This is a genomic window from Streptomyces sp. NPDC006798 (assembly GCF_040635975.1).
In the GTDB taxonomy this organism is placed as follows: Bacteria; Actinomycetota; Actinomycetes; order Streptomycetales; family Streptomycetaceae; genus Streptomyces.
On sequence record NZ_JBEYIS010000011.1, the window covers coordinates 19,805 to 34,644 of the forward strand.

A 14,840-nucleotide genomic window follows, 5' to 3' on the forward strand; every position below is an offset into this window, starting at 1 on the left:
ACGGGTACTCAGGTCACCTGCCGGCGACTGCGATGCGTATCGGCGTGTAGGTGATGGCGATCATCTCTTCCGTGGATTTTCCGTCATAGTTGCCCGGGGCGGGTTTGTCGAGGGTTTCGCCGGGTGGATTGACCACCTATCGCCCCTCTCGCCCCGGTGAGCGGGCCCGGCCACCGGGCCGGTGCGGTCGGTGCCGCAGGCCGGTGGCCGCCGACGGGCCGTACGGCCGGATCGCGGCTACGGGCCGGGCCGCCCGCTCCGCGGGCCGCGGCCGGCGCTCGCGGTCAGCGCTTGCGGACGACCACGAAGTCGGCGAGGGCGACGAGCTGCTCCCGCACCCGGCCGGGCATGTCGACCGCGTCCAGCGCCTCGACGGCGATGGTGTGCTGACGGCGGGCCTCCTGCGAGGTCCACTCCCGGCCGCCCGCCTCCTCGATCAGCGCCGCGCGGGTGGCGAACTCCTCCTCCGAGAACGAGTCGAAGTCGGAGCTCTTGGCGTCGGCCGCGAGCAGTTCGCCGAGCCGCCGGGACGCGGGGCCGCCCTCGGCGAGCGCCGCCACGACCGGCAGGGACTTCTTCCGCTGCCGCAGATCGCTCCAGGTCTGCTTGCCGGTGGTGACCGGGTCGCCCCAGATCCCGAGCAGATCGTCGACGGCCTGGAAGGCGAGGCCGAGGTGGTAGCCGTACCGCTCCAGGACGTCGGCGGTCCGGTCGTCGGCCCCGCCGAGTACGGCGCCGATGGAGACGGCGCAGGCCAGCAGTGCGCCGGTCTTGTTGCCCTCCATCTCCAGGCACTCCTCGACGCTGACGCGCTCGCGGTGCTCGTAGGAGATGTCCTGGGCCTGGCCGTCGATCAGCTTGCGGGTGGCGGTGGTCAGCCGCCGGGTGGCCCGGCCCGCCTCCACCGTGCCCAGCTCCAGCAGCACCTCGTTGGCGAGCGCGAAGAGCGCGTCGCCGACCAGGATGGCCTGGGCGGGCCCGTGCACCTTCCATACGGTGTCCCGGTGGCGGCGCTGCTCGTCGCCGTCCATCAGATCGTCGTGCAGCAGGGAGAAGTTGTGCACCAGCTCCACGGCGACCGCGCCGGGGACGCCGACCTCGGGCCGGGCGCCCGCCGCCTCGGCGGAGAGCAGGGCCAGCGCCGGGCGGACGGCCTTGCCGCCGTCGCCGTCGGCGGGCCGCCCCTCGACGTCGATCCAGCCGAAATGGTAGGCGGCGACGGTGTCCATGGGCGGGGCCAGCCGTCCCACGGCGGCCCGCAGCTCCGGTGCCGACATCTCCCGGCCGCGCTCCAGCAGTGCGGCGATGTCCACACCGCCGGTGCCGCCCGCGCCCGGCGCGCCGCCGGGCGCTTGGTCTTCCGCCGGGTTCGCCGAGGGCACTGTCGGCACGGTCTCTCCCCTGATTTCGGTGGGTTCTGTCGGTTCGGTCGTCGCGGTGACGAGGCTCACGCCGTCTCCTTGAGCGGATGTTCGTGGGGGCGGCCCAGTTCGGTGAGGGCGGCGCCCGCGGCGGTCAGTCCGCTGCGTACGGCGCCCTCCATGGTGGCGGGCCAGCCGGTGGCGGTCCACGCACCGGCCAGATAGAGGCCGGGCGCGCGGGTGCGGGGGCCGGGGCGCAGCCGTCCGACGCCCGGCGTGGGGGCGAAGGTGGCGGTGCGCTCCCGGGTGACGAAGAAGTCGCGGACCTCGGCGTCCCGGGAGAGCGGCAGCAGCCGGGCCAGCTCGGGCAGATAGCGGGCGCGCAGTTCGGCGACGGGCGCGTCGATCTCGTGCTCGACGGCGGACTGGGAGAGCGCCAGGTACTGTCCGCCGCCGGTCAGCCCGGACGCCTCCGTACGGTCGAAGACCCACTGCACGGGGGAGCCCACGGCGGCGAAGAAGGGCTTGCGGAGCACCGGGCGGTCGTAGACCACATGGATGTTGAGAATGGGTGCGGTGCCGATGTCGAGCAGCCGGTCCGGGGCGTCCAGCGCGCCGTCCGGGAGCAGGGCGTGGGTCTCGCGCTGGGCGGTGGCGAGGACGACGGTGTCGGCGTCCAGGGTCTCGGTCTCGGTGCTGACCTGCCAGCGGCCCCCGCCGGCCCGGGTGACGTCCTTGACCCGGGTACCGGTCTCGGTCCGGACCCCGGCCGCCGCGAGCCGCTCGCGGACCAGGGTGTCGTGGAGCTGGCCGAGCGGTACCCGGGCCCAGCCGATGTCCGCGGCACCGGGCTCGGAGAGCAGCCCGGTCTTGAAGACCATGGCGGCCAGGCCCAGGGAGGCGTCGGCGGCGCGGGCGTTGAGGGTGGCCACGCCGACCAAGTCCCAGAGCGCCGCGACGGTACGCGGCGACTGGCCGTGGCGGGCGAGCCAGCTCGCGAAGTCGATCCCGTCCAGCGCCGGGTCGGCGGGGTCGAGGGCGCGCAGCGCGAGGGCCGCCCGTCCGACGGAGGCGCGTTCCGCGAGGGAGAGATGGGGGTACGTGGCGAGGCTGGCGGCGAGATGGAGGGGTACGGGCAGCGCGGCGCGCCGCAGCCGTCCCAGCCGCTTGCCCTCGGGGCGCGCGGGGTCCACCACGGGGACGTCCAGCCGGTCCTGTACGGGTGCCAGCTCCGTACCGCCGATCCGGTCCAGGAACCAGCGGTAGGCGGTACAGCAGCGGAGATAGACGTGCTGGCCGTTGTCGACGGTCAGCCCGCCACGCTGGAAGGAGAAGGCGAGGCCGCCCAGCCGGGGCCGCCCTTCGAGCAGGGTGACGCGTACTCCCGCGTCGGCCAGCCGGAGCGCGGCGGTGGCCCCGGCGAGCCCGCCGCCGACGACGACCGCGTCGCCTGTTCCGTCACGCCGGATGTCGTGGTCGCTCATCCGGTCTCCCCTCGGGTCGTCGAGCACAGGGACGCGCCGCGGGTACCGGCGGTTGCCCGCGGGCGGCCCCCGCGACCGGCCCGGGACGCTCCGGACACGCGCGAAACGGCCGTCGGGCCGCCCCGGATTCCGGCGCCGAGTGGCGCGTACGGCACCGGAGTCGTACGCGCGACGGCCCGGCGCCCGCCTCGTACCGGTACCGGGGAACAGCCCCGCACGCGCGGGGACGACGCCTCGGGCAGGCCGAGCCCGTAGCCGCCCGCCGGACCATCCCCGCAGGCGCGGGGAGCACATCGGCCCGGCCGCCCGGCGCGGGTACCGGCGGGGAACTCCCCCGCACGCGCGGGGAGGACCCGGCGATATCCGGCGTACGAGACATCCGCCCCGGCCCCCACGGGCGCGGGGTGCGCACCCGGCGCGTCGGCTGCTTCGATCCGGGCCGGGGACCATCCCCGCACCCGCGGGGAACACACTTCCCGACCTGCGGTTGCCGCTTCGCGCACGGCGGTATCCCCGCCCGGGCGGGGACGGCGCGTCGGGCGGATCGAGCCCGTAGCCCCCGGCGGGACCATCCCCGCACGCGCGGGGAGGAGCCGAAGGATCGCGCCCTCCGGGACGTGACGGCCGGAACAGCCCCGCGGGCGCGGGGAGCGGTACTCCGCCGCCCGAGCGGCCGGGGCGGGGGCATCGGGGTGACGGGGCATCAGGCGCGTCCCCTCGGGACGCGGCGGCCCACGGTGCGGGTGTCGAGGCCCGAGAGGCCGCGGACCGCGACGTACGCCTTCTCCCGGCCGGGGAGCGAGACCCGGCCGCGGAGGACCGCCTCGGGGTCGCGTTCGATCCGGTCCAGCAGCCGTCGGTAGATCCCGGCCATCGCGGCCACACAGGCGCCGCTGCGGCGGTCGAGCATCGGCAGCAGCCGGTAGCCCTCGGCGAAGAGGGCGCGGGCCCGCCGTACTTCGAAGTGGACGAGCCCGGCGAAGTCGGCGCCGGGCGCCGGGGTGGCCGCGTGGAAGCCCGCGGAGCAGCCGAACTTGGCCAGGTCGTCGGCGGGGAGATAGACCCGCCCGTTGGCCGCGTCCTCGCGGACGTCCCGCAGGATGTTGGTGAGTTGCAGGGCGAGGCCGAGGGTGTCGGCGTACTCGGCGGCCCGTTCGGTGCCGGGCGCGCCCGGCTGGGTGCCGAAGACGCCGAGGGAGAGCCGCCCGATGGCACCGGCCACACAGCGGCAGTACGCCCGCAGATCGTCCCAGGTCTCGTAGGTGCGCCCGCGGACGTCCATCAGGACGCCGTCGATCAGTTCGTCGAGGGCGTCGAGGGGGATCGGGAAGCGCCGGGCGGCGTCGGCGAGCGCGACGGCGACCGGATCGGTGTCGTCGTCGGGTACGTCGCCCCGCCGGATCCGGTCGAGTACGGCCCGGGTGGCCTCCAGCCGGTCCCTCTTCTCGTCGGCCGCGAGCGGCCCGTCCCCGATGTCGTCCACCCGCCGGGAGAACGCGTACAGCGCGCTCATCGCCTGGCGTTTCTCGGTCGGCAGGAGCCTGATGCCGTAGGCGAAGTTGCGCGCCTGTGCTCCCGTGACCGCCTCGCAGTAGCTGTACGCGGCCCGCACCGCCGCCGACACGCCGGTCGGTCCTTCCATCGTCCGGCTCACCCCTCTCCTCGTGCTCGATGCAACACGGCCCCCACGGAGCGCAGCAACCGCGGTTTCGCGGGCTTGGGCGGTCCGGGCAGAACGTCGAATCCGGCGGCGGCGATCGCGTCCACGGCGGCGAGTCCGCCGCCGACGAAACCGGCGAGCAGCAGCCGTAGCCTGCCGTGCACACCGCCGACCAGCGGAATGCCCTCTTCCAGCAGTCGCCTGGCGCGGTCGGCCTGGTAGGCGACGAGACTGCGGACGGACGCCGAGGCCGTCGGCGCGGCCAGATCGGCCTCGGTGACATGGAAGCGGCGCATGTCGTCGGCGGGCAGATAGATCCGGTCCCGGCCGAGGTCCTCACGGACGTCCTGGAGGTGCTCGACGATCTGGAGGCCGGTGCAGACGGCGTCGGAGCGGCGCAGCCGTTCGGGCGTCAGCGTGCCGCTGACCTGGAGGACGAGGTTGCCGACGGGGTTGGCGGAGAGTTCGCAGTAGTCGGCGAGGGCCCGGTAGTCGGGGTAGCGGCCGACGGTCTGGTCCTGCCGGTTGGCGGCGATCAGGCCGAGGAAGGGCTCGGGGGTCAGTTCGTGGCGGCGGATGACGGGGACCAGGGCGCGCAGCAGCGGATGGCCCGGCGGCCCGGCCACCGGGCCTGTGGCGTCGGATCCGGAAGCGGACCCGGTGCCGTCGGGGCCGGGCGTCACCGGGGCGCCGGGGGCCGAGCCGACTCGGCTCGCGGTCCGGCCCGGTACAGCGGCGGGCAGCGGGCGGCCCGCCGCGGCGAAGGCGCGCCGCAGATCGGTCTCGAAGGCGTCGAGTACGGCGATCCGGTCGTCCCGGTCGCCGGGGGCCACGCCGAGGGCGCGCAGGTCGGCGCCGCCCGGGGCGAGGTCCCCGTCGCCGATGTCGTCGACCAGGCGGGCGTAGCCGTAGAGCGCCATCAGGTCGTCACGCCAGGCGGCGGGCAGGAAGAAGGGCGCCACGGGGAAGTTCTCGGCCGCGGCCTTGTCGAGGGTGGAGCGGGTGACGGAGGCGGTCCGGGTGACGCGGGCCGGGTCCGCCGGACGGGGCACGCGACGGCGCGGGCGGCCGGTCATCCGGGACTGCCCGGTGCGGGGACGGCGAAAGCCTTACGGAGCTGGACATCGTCGATCATTGCCGTCACATCCCCCGTTCTACACTGCTGATCCAATCCATCCTATTTCGGACACGCCGCCGGGCTTCTCTGCCACGCGGTGACCGCCCTCCCGAAGGGGCGCCGGGGACGGATCGCCCCACTTGCCGTGATTCGGCACCGGTCCAGCTTACGTCGTACAACACGGGGCGCCGAGCCGGGGCCCCGTGGTCACCGTCATCACACCGCACCGGTGGTCGACCATCCTCTCACCACCACATTCCGAAACCGGTCCGGCCATGGTCGGCCGGACCGGGAAGGCGGGCCGCTCCGGGCCCGCGGCGACCGTGTCGCGGATCCGTCCGGGCGCGTCCGGGCGGGACTTCCGGGCGCGGCGTCGGCCCCGGAGACGTAGACGCGCGAAGACCCCCGCCCGGATGTCACCGCGGGGGCCCGGCCCGCCTCTTCCTGTCCTGGTGGATGCCGCCGCCGGCCCGCTATCCGCCGGTCTCGGCCTCGTACGCCGCGAGGACCCGCTCGGCGGGTCCGTCCATCGTCAGTACGCCCCGCTCCAGCCAGAGCACCCGGTCGCAGGTGTCCCGGACGGAGTCGAGGCTGTGCGAGACCAGGAAGACCGTACCGGCCTGTTCCCGCAGCTCACGGATGCGTTCCTCGGAGCGGAGCCGGAACCGGCGGTCACCGGTGGCCAGCGCCTCGTCGATCATCAGCACGTCATGGGTCTCGGCCGCGGCGATGGAGAACCGCAGCCGGGCGCCCATCCCCGAGGAATAGGTACGCATCGGGAGACTGATGAAGTCGCCCTTCTCGTTGATCCCGGAGAAGTCGACGATGTCCTGGTAGCGCTCCCGGACCCGGCGGCGGGACATCCCCGCCGCCAGCCCGCCGAGCACCACGTTGCGCTCCCCCGTCAGATCGGCCATCAGGGCCGCGTTCACCCCGAGCAGGGTCGGGCTGCCGTCGGTGTAGACCCGGCCCCGCTCGGTCGGCAGCAGTCCGGCGATCGCCCGCAGCAGGGTCGACTTGCCGGAGCCGTTCGAGCCGATCAGACCGATCGCCTCACCGCGGTAGGCGGTGAAGCTGACCCCGCGGACGGCGTGCACCGTACGCACCCCGCGCTCCTCGTCCCGGCCGAGCATCCGGCTCAGGGCGGCGGTCGCGCCGCCCCGGCCGGATGCCCCGCCGCGGACCCGGTAGACGATGTGCACGTCGTCGGCGACGACGGTGGGCACGCGTCCGCAGGGGCCGTCAGCCACGGCCGTAGCGCTCCTCGGCCTTCCAGAAGTAGACGAATCCGGCGACTCCGAAGAGGACCGCCCAGCCGAGGGCGAAGGCCCAGATGTGCGGCGGCAGGTACTGCGAGCCGTAGCCGTCGATCAGGGCGAACCGGATCAGGTCCATGTAGACGGCGGCCGGGTTCCACTGGAGCACCTCGGCGATCCAGGCGGGGTGGTCCTCCAGCATCACCGGGATGGAGAACATCACGCCGGAGGCGTACATCCAGGTCCGCATGATGAACGGCATCAGCTGCGCCAGGTCGGGGGTCTTCGCCCCGGCCCGGGCCATCATCAGCGCCAGACCGGTGTTGAAGAAGAACTGGAGCACCAGGGCGGGCACGATCAGCAGCCACGACAGCGACGGATAGCTGCCGAACGCCACCGCGACCAGGGCCAGCACGATCATCGAGACCAGCAGCTGCTGGAGCTGCTGGAGCGCGAGGGAGATGGGGAGGGACGCCCGGGGGAAGTGCAGCGCCCGGACCAGGCCGATGTTGCCGGAGATCGACCGGACGCCCGCCATCACCGAGCTCTGGGTGAAGGTGAAGACGAAGAGGCCCGTGACCAGGAAGGGGATGAAGACCTCGTCGGTCATGCCCCGGCCGGAGTCCAGGATCAGCCCGAAGATCAGGTAGTACACGACGGCGTTCAGCAGCGGCGTCACGACCTGCCACAGCTGCCCCAGCTTCGCCTGGCTGTACTGCGCGGTCAGCTTGGCCTGCGCGAACGCCATGATGAAGTGGCGCCGGCCCCACAGCTGCCGGATGTACTGGACCAGGGTCGGCCGCGCGCCGCTGACCGAGAGGCCGTACTTGGCGGCGAGCTGCGCCGCGGACAGTCCGTCGTCGACGGACGTACGACCGGTCGCCGTCGCGCCGGCGGGGGTTGTGTCGCTCACGAGGGGAACTCTCTCTTCGAGGTGCGGCGGGTGGGGCGCGGCCACGGGGCGGCCGGTACGGGGTCCGGCGCGCCCGGGATCCTCCGGGCCCCCAGCTTGTCAGATCGCGGCGGGGCGGGCGGCCCGGCCGGGACGGCGGCCCCGGGCCCCGGCCCGGGATCGCTCACCAGTTCGGCCGTACGAGGCGGCCGGAGCCCGCTCCCCCGGGGCGGGGGAGCGGGCCGGAGGTCACTTCAGTCTGCTGGAGGCGAGGATCGAGACCAGGTGCAGCAGGGTCTGGACGACGGCGATCCCGGCGAGGATCGCGATCCCGAGGCGGGTGAAGAAGAGATCGCCCTGGATCAGGTCGAGCACCGCGGCCGCCAGGATGAAGAGGCTGGCCTCGATCCCGCCGACGAGCCGGTGGAACTTGAGCGCCGCCGCCGCGCGGCGGGCCAGCGCCAGGCCCGAGGAGCGGGGCACGGACGCCTCGTCCTTGACCGCGGCGAGTCCGCTGCGGGTCCGGGCCACGTCGACCAGGTCCGTCTCGGCCTTGATCAGGATGGCGCCGAGCGCGGCGACCGTACCGAGGAACGCCCAGAGCCATTCGGCCCGGCCGTCGCCGAACACATCGGCGCCCCGGATGCCGAAGCCGACCAGCAGGGCGGCCTCGCACAGGTAGTGGCCGATCCGGTCCAGGTAGACCCCGGTGACGGAGGTCTGCTTGTGCCAGCGGGCCACCTCGCCGTCGACACAGTCGAGCAGCAGGTAGATCTGGAAGAGCACGGCCGCGAGGATCGCCCCGGTGAGTCCGGGGATCAGCAGCGCGGCACCGCCTATCACTCCCACCACGACCATGAGGTACGTGAGCTGGTTGGGGGTGATCCGGGTATTGACCACATAGCGGTCGACCCGCAGGGACAGCTCCCGCATGTAGAGGCGGCCGGCCCAGTGCTCTCCGCTGCGCCGGTCCTTCACACCCTCCGGGTGCACGACCGGGCGGAGCTCAGCTACGGATGGTCTTGGCATAGTCGGCGTACGCGTCCCTGATCTGGTCGGTGGCGAGGTCGAGGTGTTCGAGGATGGTGAAGCGGCCCGGCCGGGTCTGCGGCGCGTACGCCACCGCCTCGACGAACTCGTCGACGCCGAACCCGATGTCCTCGGGGCGGACCGGAAGCTCGTGGCGGCGGAGCACCTCGGCGAAGAGACCGGCCCGCTCGTGGTCGCCGCGGAGGTACATCGCGAAGGCGGCGCCGAGGCCGACCTGCTCGCCGTGGCTGGCGGCCCGCTGCGGGAACAGCAGGTCGAAGGCGTGGCTGATCTCGTGGCAGGCGCCGGAGGCCGGCCGGGTGTCGCCGCTGATCGAGATGGCGATCCCGGTCAGGACGAGGGCTTCGGCGAGGGTGGTCAGGAACTCGTCGTCGCCGATGCCGCCGGGATGGCGCAGTACGGACTCGCCCCCGGTCCTGGCCATGGCGGCGGCCAGGCCGTCGACCTTCTCGCCGTTGATCCGCTGGGACAGCTCCCAGTCGGCGATGGCGGAGATGTTGGAGACCGCGTCGCCGATGCCGGAGCGGATGTAGCGGGCCGGGGCGTTCCGGATGACATCGAGGTCGATCACGATGGCGATCGGGGTGGGCAGCCCGTAGGAGCCCCGCCCGTTGTCGTTGTCGAGGGTGGCGACCGGGGAGCAGATGCCGTCGTGGGCGAGGTTGGTGGCGACGGCGACCATCGGCAGGCCGACCCGGGCCGCCGCGTACTTGGCGACGTCGAGGATCTTCCCGCCGCCGAGGCCGACGACCGCGTCGTACCGCTTGCCCTTGATCTCGTCGGCCAGCTTGACGGCGGCGTCGATGGTGCCGCCCGCGACCTCGTACCAGTGGGCGCCCGGCAGCGCCGGTTCCAGCCGCTCCCGCAGGGCCCGCCCGGAGCCGCCGCTGATGGCGACCGCGAGCGTGCCCGAGGACGAGATCCGCTGATCGGCGAGGATGACCGCCAGCTCGTTGAGGGCCCCCGGCCGGATGTCGACGACGACCGGCGAGGGGATGAGCCGGGTCAGTACTGGCACGCGATCTCACGGCCCTTCGCGAGGTCGTCGTGGTTGTCGATCTCGACCCAGGTGACGTCCCCGATGGGGGCGACGTCGACGGTGAAGCCGCGGTTCACCAGCTCCTGGTAGCCGTCCTCGTAGTAGAGGTCGGGGTCGCGCTCGAAGGTGGTCTTCAGCGCGTCGGCCAGCTCCTCGGCGGCCTCGGGCTCGATCAGGGTGACGCCGATGTACTCGCCGGTGGCGGTCGCCGGGTCCATCAGCTTGGTGATCCGGCGGACGCCGAGGCCGTCCTCGGTGACGACCTTCATCTCCTCGTCGGCGAGGTTCTTCACCGTGTCGAGGGCGAGGATGATCTTCCGGCCCTCGCCCCGGGCGGCCAGCAGGGTGCGCTCGACCGAGACGGGGTGGACGGTGTCGCCGTTGGCCAGGATCACGCCCTGCTTCAGCACGTCACGGGCGCACCAGAGGGAGTAGGCGTTGTTCCACTCCTCGGCCTTGTCGTTCTCGATCAGGGTGAGCTTCAGCCCGTACCGGGCCTCCAGCGCCTCCTTGCGCTCGTACACGGCCTCCTTGCGGTAGCCGACGACGATCGCGACCTCGGTGAGACCGATCTCGGCGAAGTTGGCCAGGGTGAGGTCGAGGACTGCGAGCTCGCCGTCGACCGGCACGAGGGCCTTCGGGAGGGTGTCGGTGTAGGGGCGCAGACGCCGTCCGGCGCCGGCTGCCAGTACGAGGCCGATCATGCGGGTTCTCCTTCGTCGTGTACTGCGGGCGCCGCGGAGGACACCCAGAAGCGGATGCTCTCCACCAGCACCACAAGGGCGACGGCGACCGCGAGCGCCGTCAGCGCGATGGTGAGGTCGGTGGCCGTCAGCAGGGCTGCCAGCAGCGTGGTGACCAGGGTCCGGCCCTCGTGCCCGGCGGTCAGCCGGACCAGCAGGCGCGGGGGCGCGCCGGAGCCGCCACGGATGCGGTACACCGTGTCGTAGTGATGGTAGGCGACCGCCGCGATCAGGCCGAAGGCCGCGGGCAGCGCCCCGGGGGCGTCGGCGCGGACGGCGACGGCGAGGATCGTGCCGTACTCGGCGGCCCGGAAGACCGGGGGGACCAGCCAGTCGAGGGAGCCCTTGAGGGGGCGGGCGACGGCCAGGCCGGAGGTCAGTACGTAGACCCCGGCCGCGGCGACGGGGGCCCAGGAGCCGTAGTCGGCGAGGGCCGCCGTGGTGACCACGGCGGCGCCGCCGAGCAGGGCGAGCACTGGGGCGGCGAGGGCGGGCAGCTTGGCGACGACGCCCCGCCCGGCGCGGGCGACGGCCTCGGCCAGCGGCCCGGAGTCGGCGAGGTCGGCCAGCGCCTGGGCGGCCCGGTCGGTGCGGTGGGCCTTACGGGTCACCGAGCGCAGCAGCCGTCCCGCGGTGGTGTAGCAGGCGGCGAGCGCACAGCCGATCAGCAGGGCGTAGAAGACGATCCGGGGGGTGGTGACGGCGGTGAGGACCGCGATCATGGCCCAGCGCTCACCGATCGGCAGGACGATCATCCGGCGTACCCACACGGTCCAGCCGACGCTGTCGAGCCGGTCGGAGAGCGCGGCGGTGGGGCTGGTGTTGGAGACCGCGTCGTGGTTGGCCTCGTTGAAGGAGAAGTCGACGACATGGCGGACGGTCTGGAGGACCATCGCGGCCAGGGCCAGCGCCCAGACGTCGTCGCCGCCGCGGGCGGCGCCGAGGGCGAGCCCGGCGTAGTACGCGTACTCCTTGGCCCGGTCGAAGGTGGCGTCGAGCCAGGCGCCCATCGTGGAGTACTGGAGGGAGTACCGGGCGAGCTGCCCGTCGGCGCAGTCCAGCACGAAGGAGAGGAGCAGCAGCACTCCGGCGGCGACGAAGCCGCCGCGGGTGCCGGTGGCGGCGGCCCCGGCCGCGATCAGGGCGGTGATCAGGGACGCGGTGGTGACCTGGTTGGGGGTGAATCCCCGGCGGGCGCACCAGCGGGCCAGATAGCGGGAGTACGGGCTGATCGCGTAGGTGGTGAAGAAGCCGTCCCTGGCCTTGACCGCCGAGCGCAGCCGGACGGCCTCGTCGTCGACGGCGGCGACGGCCTGCCGGGCCTCGTTGCGGGCCTGCGGGTCCTCGGGGACGGTGGCGACCAGCGAGCCCAGCTCGGGCCGGTGGACGGCGGTGCCGGACTCCTCGATCGCGGTCGCGAGGGCGTCGGGGAGGGTGTCGGCCCGTTCCGGGGCGCGTACGGCTCCGTCCGCGCCGGCCGGGGCGTCGCCCGCGGCCCGGCCGGTCAGGGCCCGGGTGAGCGCGGCCCGGGCCTCGGGCTTGGCGGTGACGGCGCCGGGCACGGCGGCGGCGGGGAAGCGGGGGTCCGTGAGCGCGAGGCGCAGGGAGTGGACGTGCCCGACGAACCGGGAGTCCACGACCGCGACCCGGTCGGCGGAGGGGACGGCGGCCAGCAGCGCGGCCGTCTCGTCGGGTCCCGGCGAGACCCGGACGTCGAAGCCCAGCGACCGCAGATCGCCCTCGAGCGACGATCCGGGCACGGGCGGACCGGTGAGGATGGCGGTCGACAGACGAACTCACTCCTTGGAACCGAGGGTGTGGTTGCGCGGCGGCTCGGCCCGTGAGGCACGGGCGGCGGCTCGTCGGCAGAGGCTATCGGATGTACGGGAACGGGAGTTCACCCGGCCGATCGCGCCCCGCGCGGTACGTACCGGCCCCCCGCGGACCCCGTCCGGAGATCATCATTGTCGATCCCGGCCGCCGCGACAAACCGCGGCCCCCTCCTTCTTCACGCACCGGACACAAGCGGACGTCCGCGGGGGCGCCGGACAGCCGGGCGAAGCCCTCGGCGGAATGCCGCCACAGGCCCGGAACCACTCCCTCCGCAGCCGCGGCCTGCGATCTTCCGCCAAGCCGTACTGAACATCGTTTCCGCAGGTCAGAGGAATGACAACGGTGTTCAGTGCCGTGTTGCCCGATACCCCCCACCCGTAGTTCACTGAGGTTCGGCAGGGCGATTCCCACCACGATCTGGAGGCCGTTTTCATGGGGGCTGGGCACGATCACGGACATACCCACGGCGGGCCGCCGCCGACCGGGACGGCCGCGGCCGCGTACAAGGGACGGCTACGGATCGCACTGGCCATCACCCTCGGCGTGATGGTCCTGGAGATCATCGGCGGAGTCGTCACCGGCTCGCTCGCCCTGGTCGCGGACGCCGCGCACATGGCGACCGACGGCATCGGGCTGACCATGGCCCTGCTGGCGATCCACTTCGCCAACCGGCCCCCGAGCACCAATCGCACCTTCGGGCTGGCCCGGGCCGAGATCCTGGCGGCGCTGGCCAACTGTCTGCTGCTGCTCGGCGTGGGCGCCTTCCTGCTCTACGAGGCGATCCAGCGGTTCATCACCCCGGCCGAGACCAAGAGCGGCCTGACCATCGCCTTCGCCCTGGTGGGCCTGCTCGCCAACGTCATCTCCCTCTCCCTGCTGATGCGCGGCCAGAAGGACAGCCTGAATGTCCGCGGCGCCTATCTGGAGGTACTGAACGACGCGCTGGGCTCCGTCGCGGTCCTGGTGTCGGCCGTGATCATCCTGACCACCGGCTGGCAGGCCGCCGACCCGATCGCGTCCCTGGCGATCGGGCTGATGATCGTGCCCAGGACCGTGAAGCTGCTCCGGGAGACCGTGAACGTCCTGCTGGAGGCGGCGCCCCAGAACGTCGACATGGCCGAGGTACGCCGCCACATCCTGGAGCTGCCCGGAGTGGAGGACGTCCACGATCTGCACGCCTGGACCATCACTTCCGGGATGCCGGTCCTCTCGGCGCATGTCGTCGTCTCCCAGGACACTCTGGACGCGGTGGGGCACGAGCGGATGCTCCATGATCTCCAGGGCTGCCTGGGTGATCACTTCGACGTGGAACACTGCACCTTCCAGCTGGAACCGGTCGGGCACGCGGAACACGAGGCCAGGCTCTGCCACTGAGCCCTCGCGGGCGGAGGCGGAGAGCCGGGACGCCGGCGGGGCGGCACACCGGTCGGATGATCGGTTCATCAGTTCGACATCCGTCCCGGGGTTCCGACGGGCCGGGCCGGGGCACGATCCGGTTTCCGGGGGTCGCGGGCGCGCCCCGTACGGGCCCCGCGCGCCCGGCGCGGGTGTGCCGACAGGGACATGCCCGGTCGGCCGAAGTGCGGACAAGCCGCTTTTGTACGGCAGACTGGGCGGGCCTCCAGGGCCGAGCACCGATGCGAAGGATGGTTATGCCGACCTCACCAGCCACCGCCCCGAACAGCGCGTCTCCCGGAGCGTCGCCCGACGCGTCCGACGCGTCACCGGCGATCATGCTCGAACTGGTCGACGAGGACGGCACCACCATCGGCACCGCGGAGAAGCTCTCCGCGCACCAGCCGCCGGGCAGGCTGCACCGGGCGTTCTCCGTCTTCCTCTTCGACGAGCGGGGACGGCTGCTGATCCAGCGCCGGGCGCTGGGGAAGTACCACTCCCCCGGCGTCTGGTCCAACACCTGCTGCGGACACCCCTACCCGGGCGAGGCCCCGTTCGCCGCCGCCGCCCGGCGCACCCACGAGGAGCTGGGGGTCTCGCCGTCGCTCATGGCCGAGGCCGGGACCGTGCGCTACAACCACCCGGACCCGGCGTCGGGTCTGGTGGAGCAGGAGTACAACCACCTCTTCGTCGGCATGGTGCAGTCGGCGCCGGACCCGGACCCGGAGGAGGTCGGCGAGACGGTCTTCGTCACCCCGGCCGAGCTGGCCGAGCGGCATGCCGCGGCACCCTTCTCGGCCTGGTTCATGACGGTCCTGGACGCGGCGCGTCCGGCGATCCGCGAGCTGACGGGACCGGCCGGGGGCTGGTGAGCCCGGGTGGCCGGCCCGGCCCGGACGGGCCGGCCACCCTCCCCGCACCGGGTCCGAGGCCGCCCACCGGCGCACCCGGGCCGGGCCGCCCCGGCGCAGCTCCGCACGTACCCACGGCGGCCCGCGGCGCTCCTTACC

13 protein-coding genes are annotated in these 14,840 nt (G+C 73.3%); 2 read left to right on the forward strand and 11 right to left on the reverse strand.

What is annotated here, in order from left to right; translation table 11 throughout:
* Positions 1–13: 13 nt before the first annotated feature.
* The 11 genes from ABZ714_RS09770 to ABZ714_RS09820 all read right to left on the reverse strand — a co-directional run bounded on the left by ABZ714_RS09770 (position 14) and on the right by ABZ714_RS09820 (position 12,392).
* Entirely contained in the window at positions 14–136 is a 123-nt protein-coding gene (locus ABZ714_RS09770; protein WP_358824636.1) for a hypothetical protein, read from the reverse strand.
* Positions 137–284: 148 nt separating this feature from the next.
* Positions 285–1,382 carry a polyprenyl synthetase family protein gene (locus ABZ714_RS09775; protein WP_358824756.1) on the reverse strand — a complete coding sequence of 366 codons (1,098 nt, stop codon included), beginning with the start codon at positions 1,380–1,382 and terminating at the stop codon, positions 285–287.
* Between the two features lie 65 nt (positions 1,383–1,447).
* Positions 1,448–2,845: a hydroxysqualene dehydroxylase HpnE gene (gene hpnE, locus ABZ714_RS09780; RefSeq protein ID WP_358824637.1), complete on the reverse strand. Its 1,398-nt coding sequence runs from the start codon at positions 2,843–2,845 to the stop codon at positions 1,448–1,450.
* A gap of 703 nt (positions 2,846–3,548) precedes the next feature.
* Positions 3,549–4,487: a presqualene diphosphate synthase HpnD gene (gene hpnD / locus ABZ714_RS09785; protein WP_358824638.1), complete on the reverse strand. Its 939-nt coding sequence runs from the start codon at positions 4,485–4,487 to the stop codon at positions 3,549–3,551.
* 8 nt (positions 4,488–4,495) lie between these two features.
* Entirely contained in the window at positions 4,496–5,581 is a 1,086-nt protein-coding gene (locus tag ABZ714_RS09790; RefSeq protein ID WP_358824639.1) for a squalene/phytoene synthase family protein, read from the reverse strand.
* 514 nt (positions 5,582–6,095) lie between these two features.
* Complete coding sequence (locus tag ABZ714_RS09795; RefSeq protein WP_358824640.1) at positions 6,096–6,872, reverse strand: ABC transporter ATP-binding protein; 777 nt, start codon at positions 6,870–6,872, stop codon at positions 6,096–6,098.
* Positions 6,865–7,791: an ABC transporter permease gene (locus ABZ714_RS09800; RefSeq protein ID WP_358824641.1), complete on the reverse strand. Its 927-nt coding sequence runs from the start codon at positions 7,789–7,791 to the stop codon at positions 6,865–6,867. Before ABZ714_RS09800 ends, ABZ714_RS09795 begins: the two co-directional genes overlap by 8 nt.
* Before the next feature lie 228 nt (positions 7,792–8,019).
* A complete protein-coding gene (locus tag ABZ714_RS09805) occupies positions 8,020–8,799 on the reverse strand; it encodes a CDP-alcohol phosphatidyltransferase family protein (RefSeq protein WP_358824642.1) in 780 nt (259 codons plus the stop codon).
* Positions 8,777–9,838 (reverse strand): iron-containing alcohol dehydrogenase family protein, encoded by a 1,062-nt coding sequence (locus ABZ714_RS09810; RefSeq protein WP_358824643.1) that lies wholly within the window; start codon positions 9,836–9,838, stop codon positions 8,777–8,779. The genes ABZ714_RS09805 and ABZ714_RS09810 overlap by 23 nt, the downstream gene beginning before the upstream one ends.
* Complete coding sequence (locus tag ABZ714_RS09815) at positions 9,826–10,563, reverse strand: phosphocholine cytidylyltransferase family protein (protein ID WP_358824644.1); 738 nt, start codon at positions 10,561–10,563, stop codon at positions 9,826–9,828. The genes ABZ714_RS09810 and ABZ714_RS09815 overlap by 13 nt, the downstream gene beginning before the upstream one ends.
* Positions 10,560–12,392 carry a DUF5941 domain-containing protein gene (locus ABZ714_RS09820; RefSeq protein ID WP_358824757.1) on the reverse strand — a complete coding sequence of 611 codons (1,833 nt, stop codon included), beginning with the start codon at positions 12,390–12,392 and terminating at the stop codon, positions 10,560–10,562. The genes ABZ714_RS09815 and ABZ714_RS09820 overlap by 4 nt, the downstream gene beginning before the upstream one ends.
* A gap of 475 nt (positions 12,393–12,867) precedes the next feature.
* On the opposite strand from ABZ714_RS09820, the gene ABZ714_RS09825 reads away from it, so the two are divergent.
* Positions 12,868–13,809 (forward strand): cation diffusion facilitator family transporter, encoded by a 942-nt coding sequence (locus ABZ714_RS09825; RefSeq protein WP_358824645.1) that lies wholly within the window; start codon positions 12,868–12,870, stop codon positions 13,807–13,809.
* A gap of 278 nt (positions 13,810–14,087) precedes the next feature.
* Positions 14,088–14,702: an isopentenyl-diphosphate Delta-isomerase gene (idi, locus tag ABZ714_RS09830; RefSeq protein WP_358824646.1), complete on the forward strand. Its 615-nt coding sequence runs from the start codon at positions 14,088–14,090 to the stop codon at positions 14,700–14,702.
* Positions 14,703–14,840 lie beyond the last annotated feature (138 nt).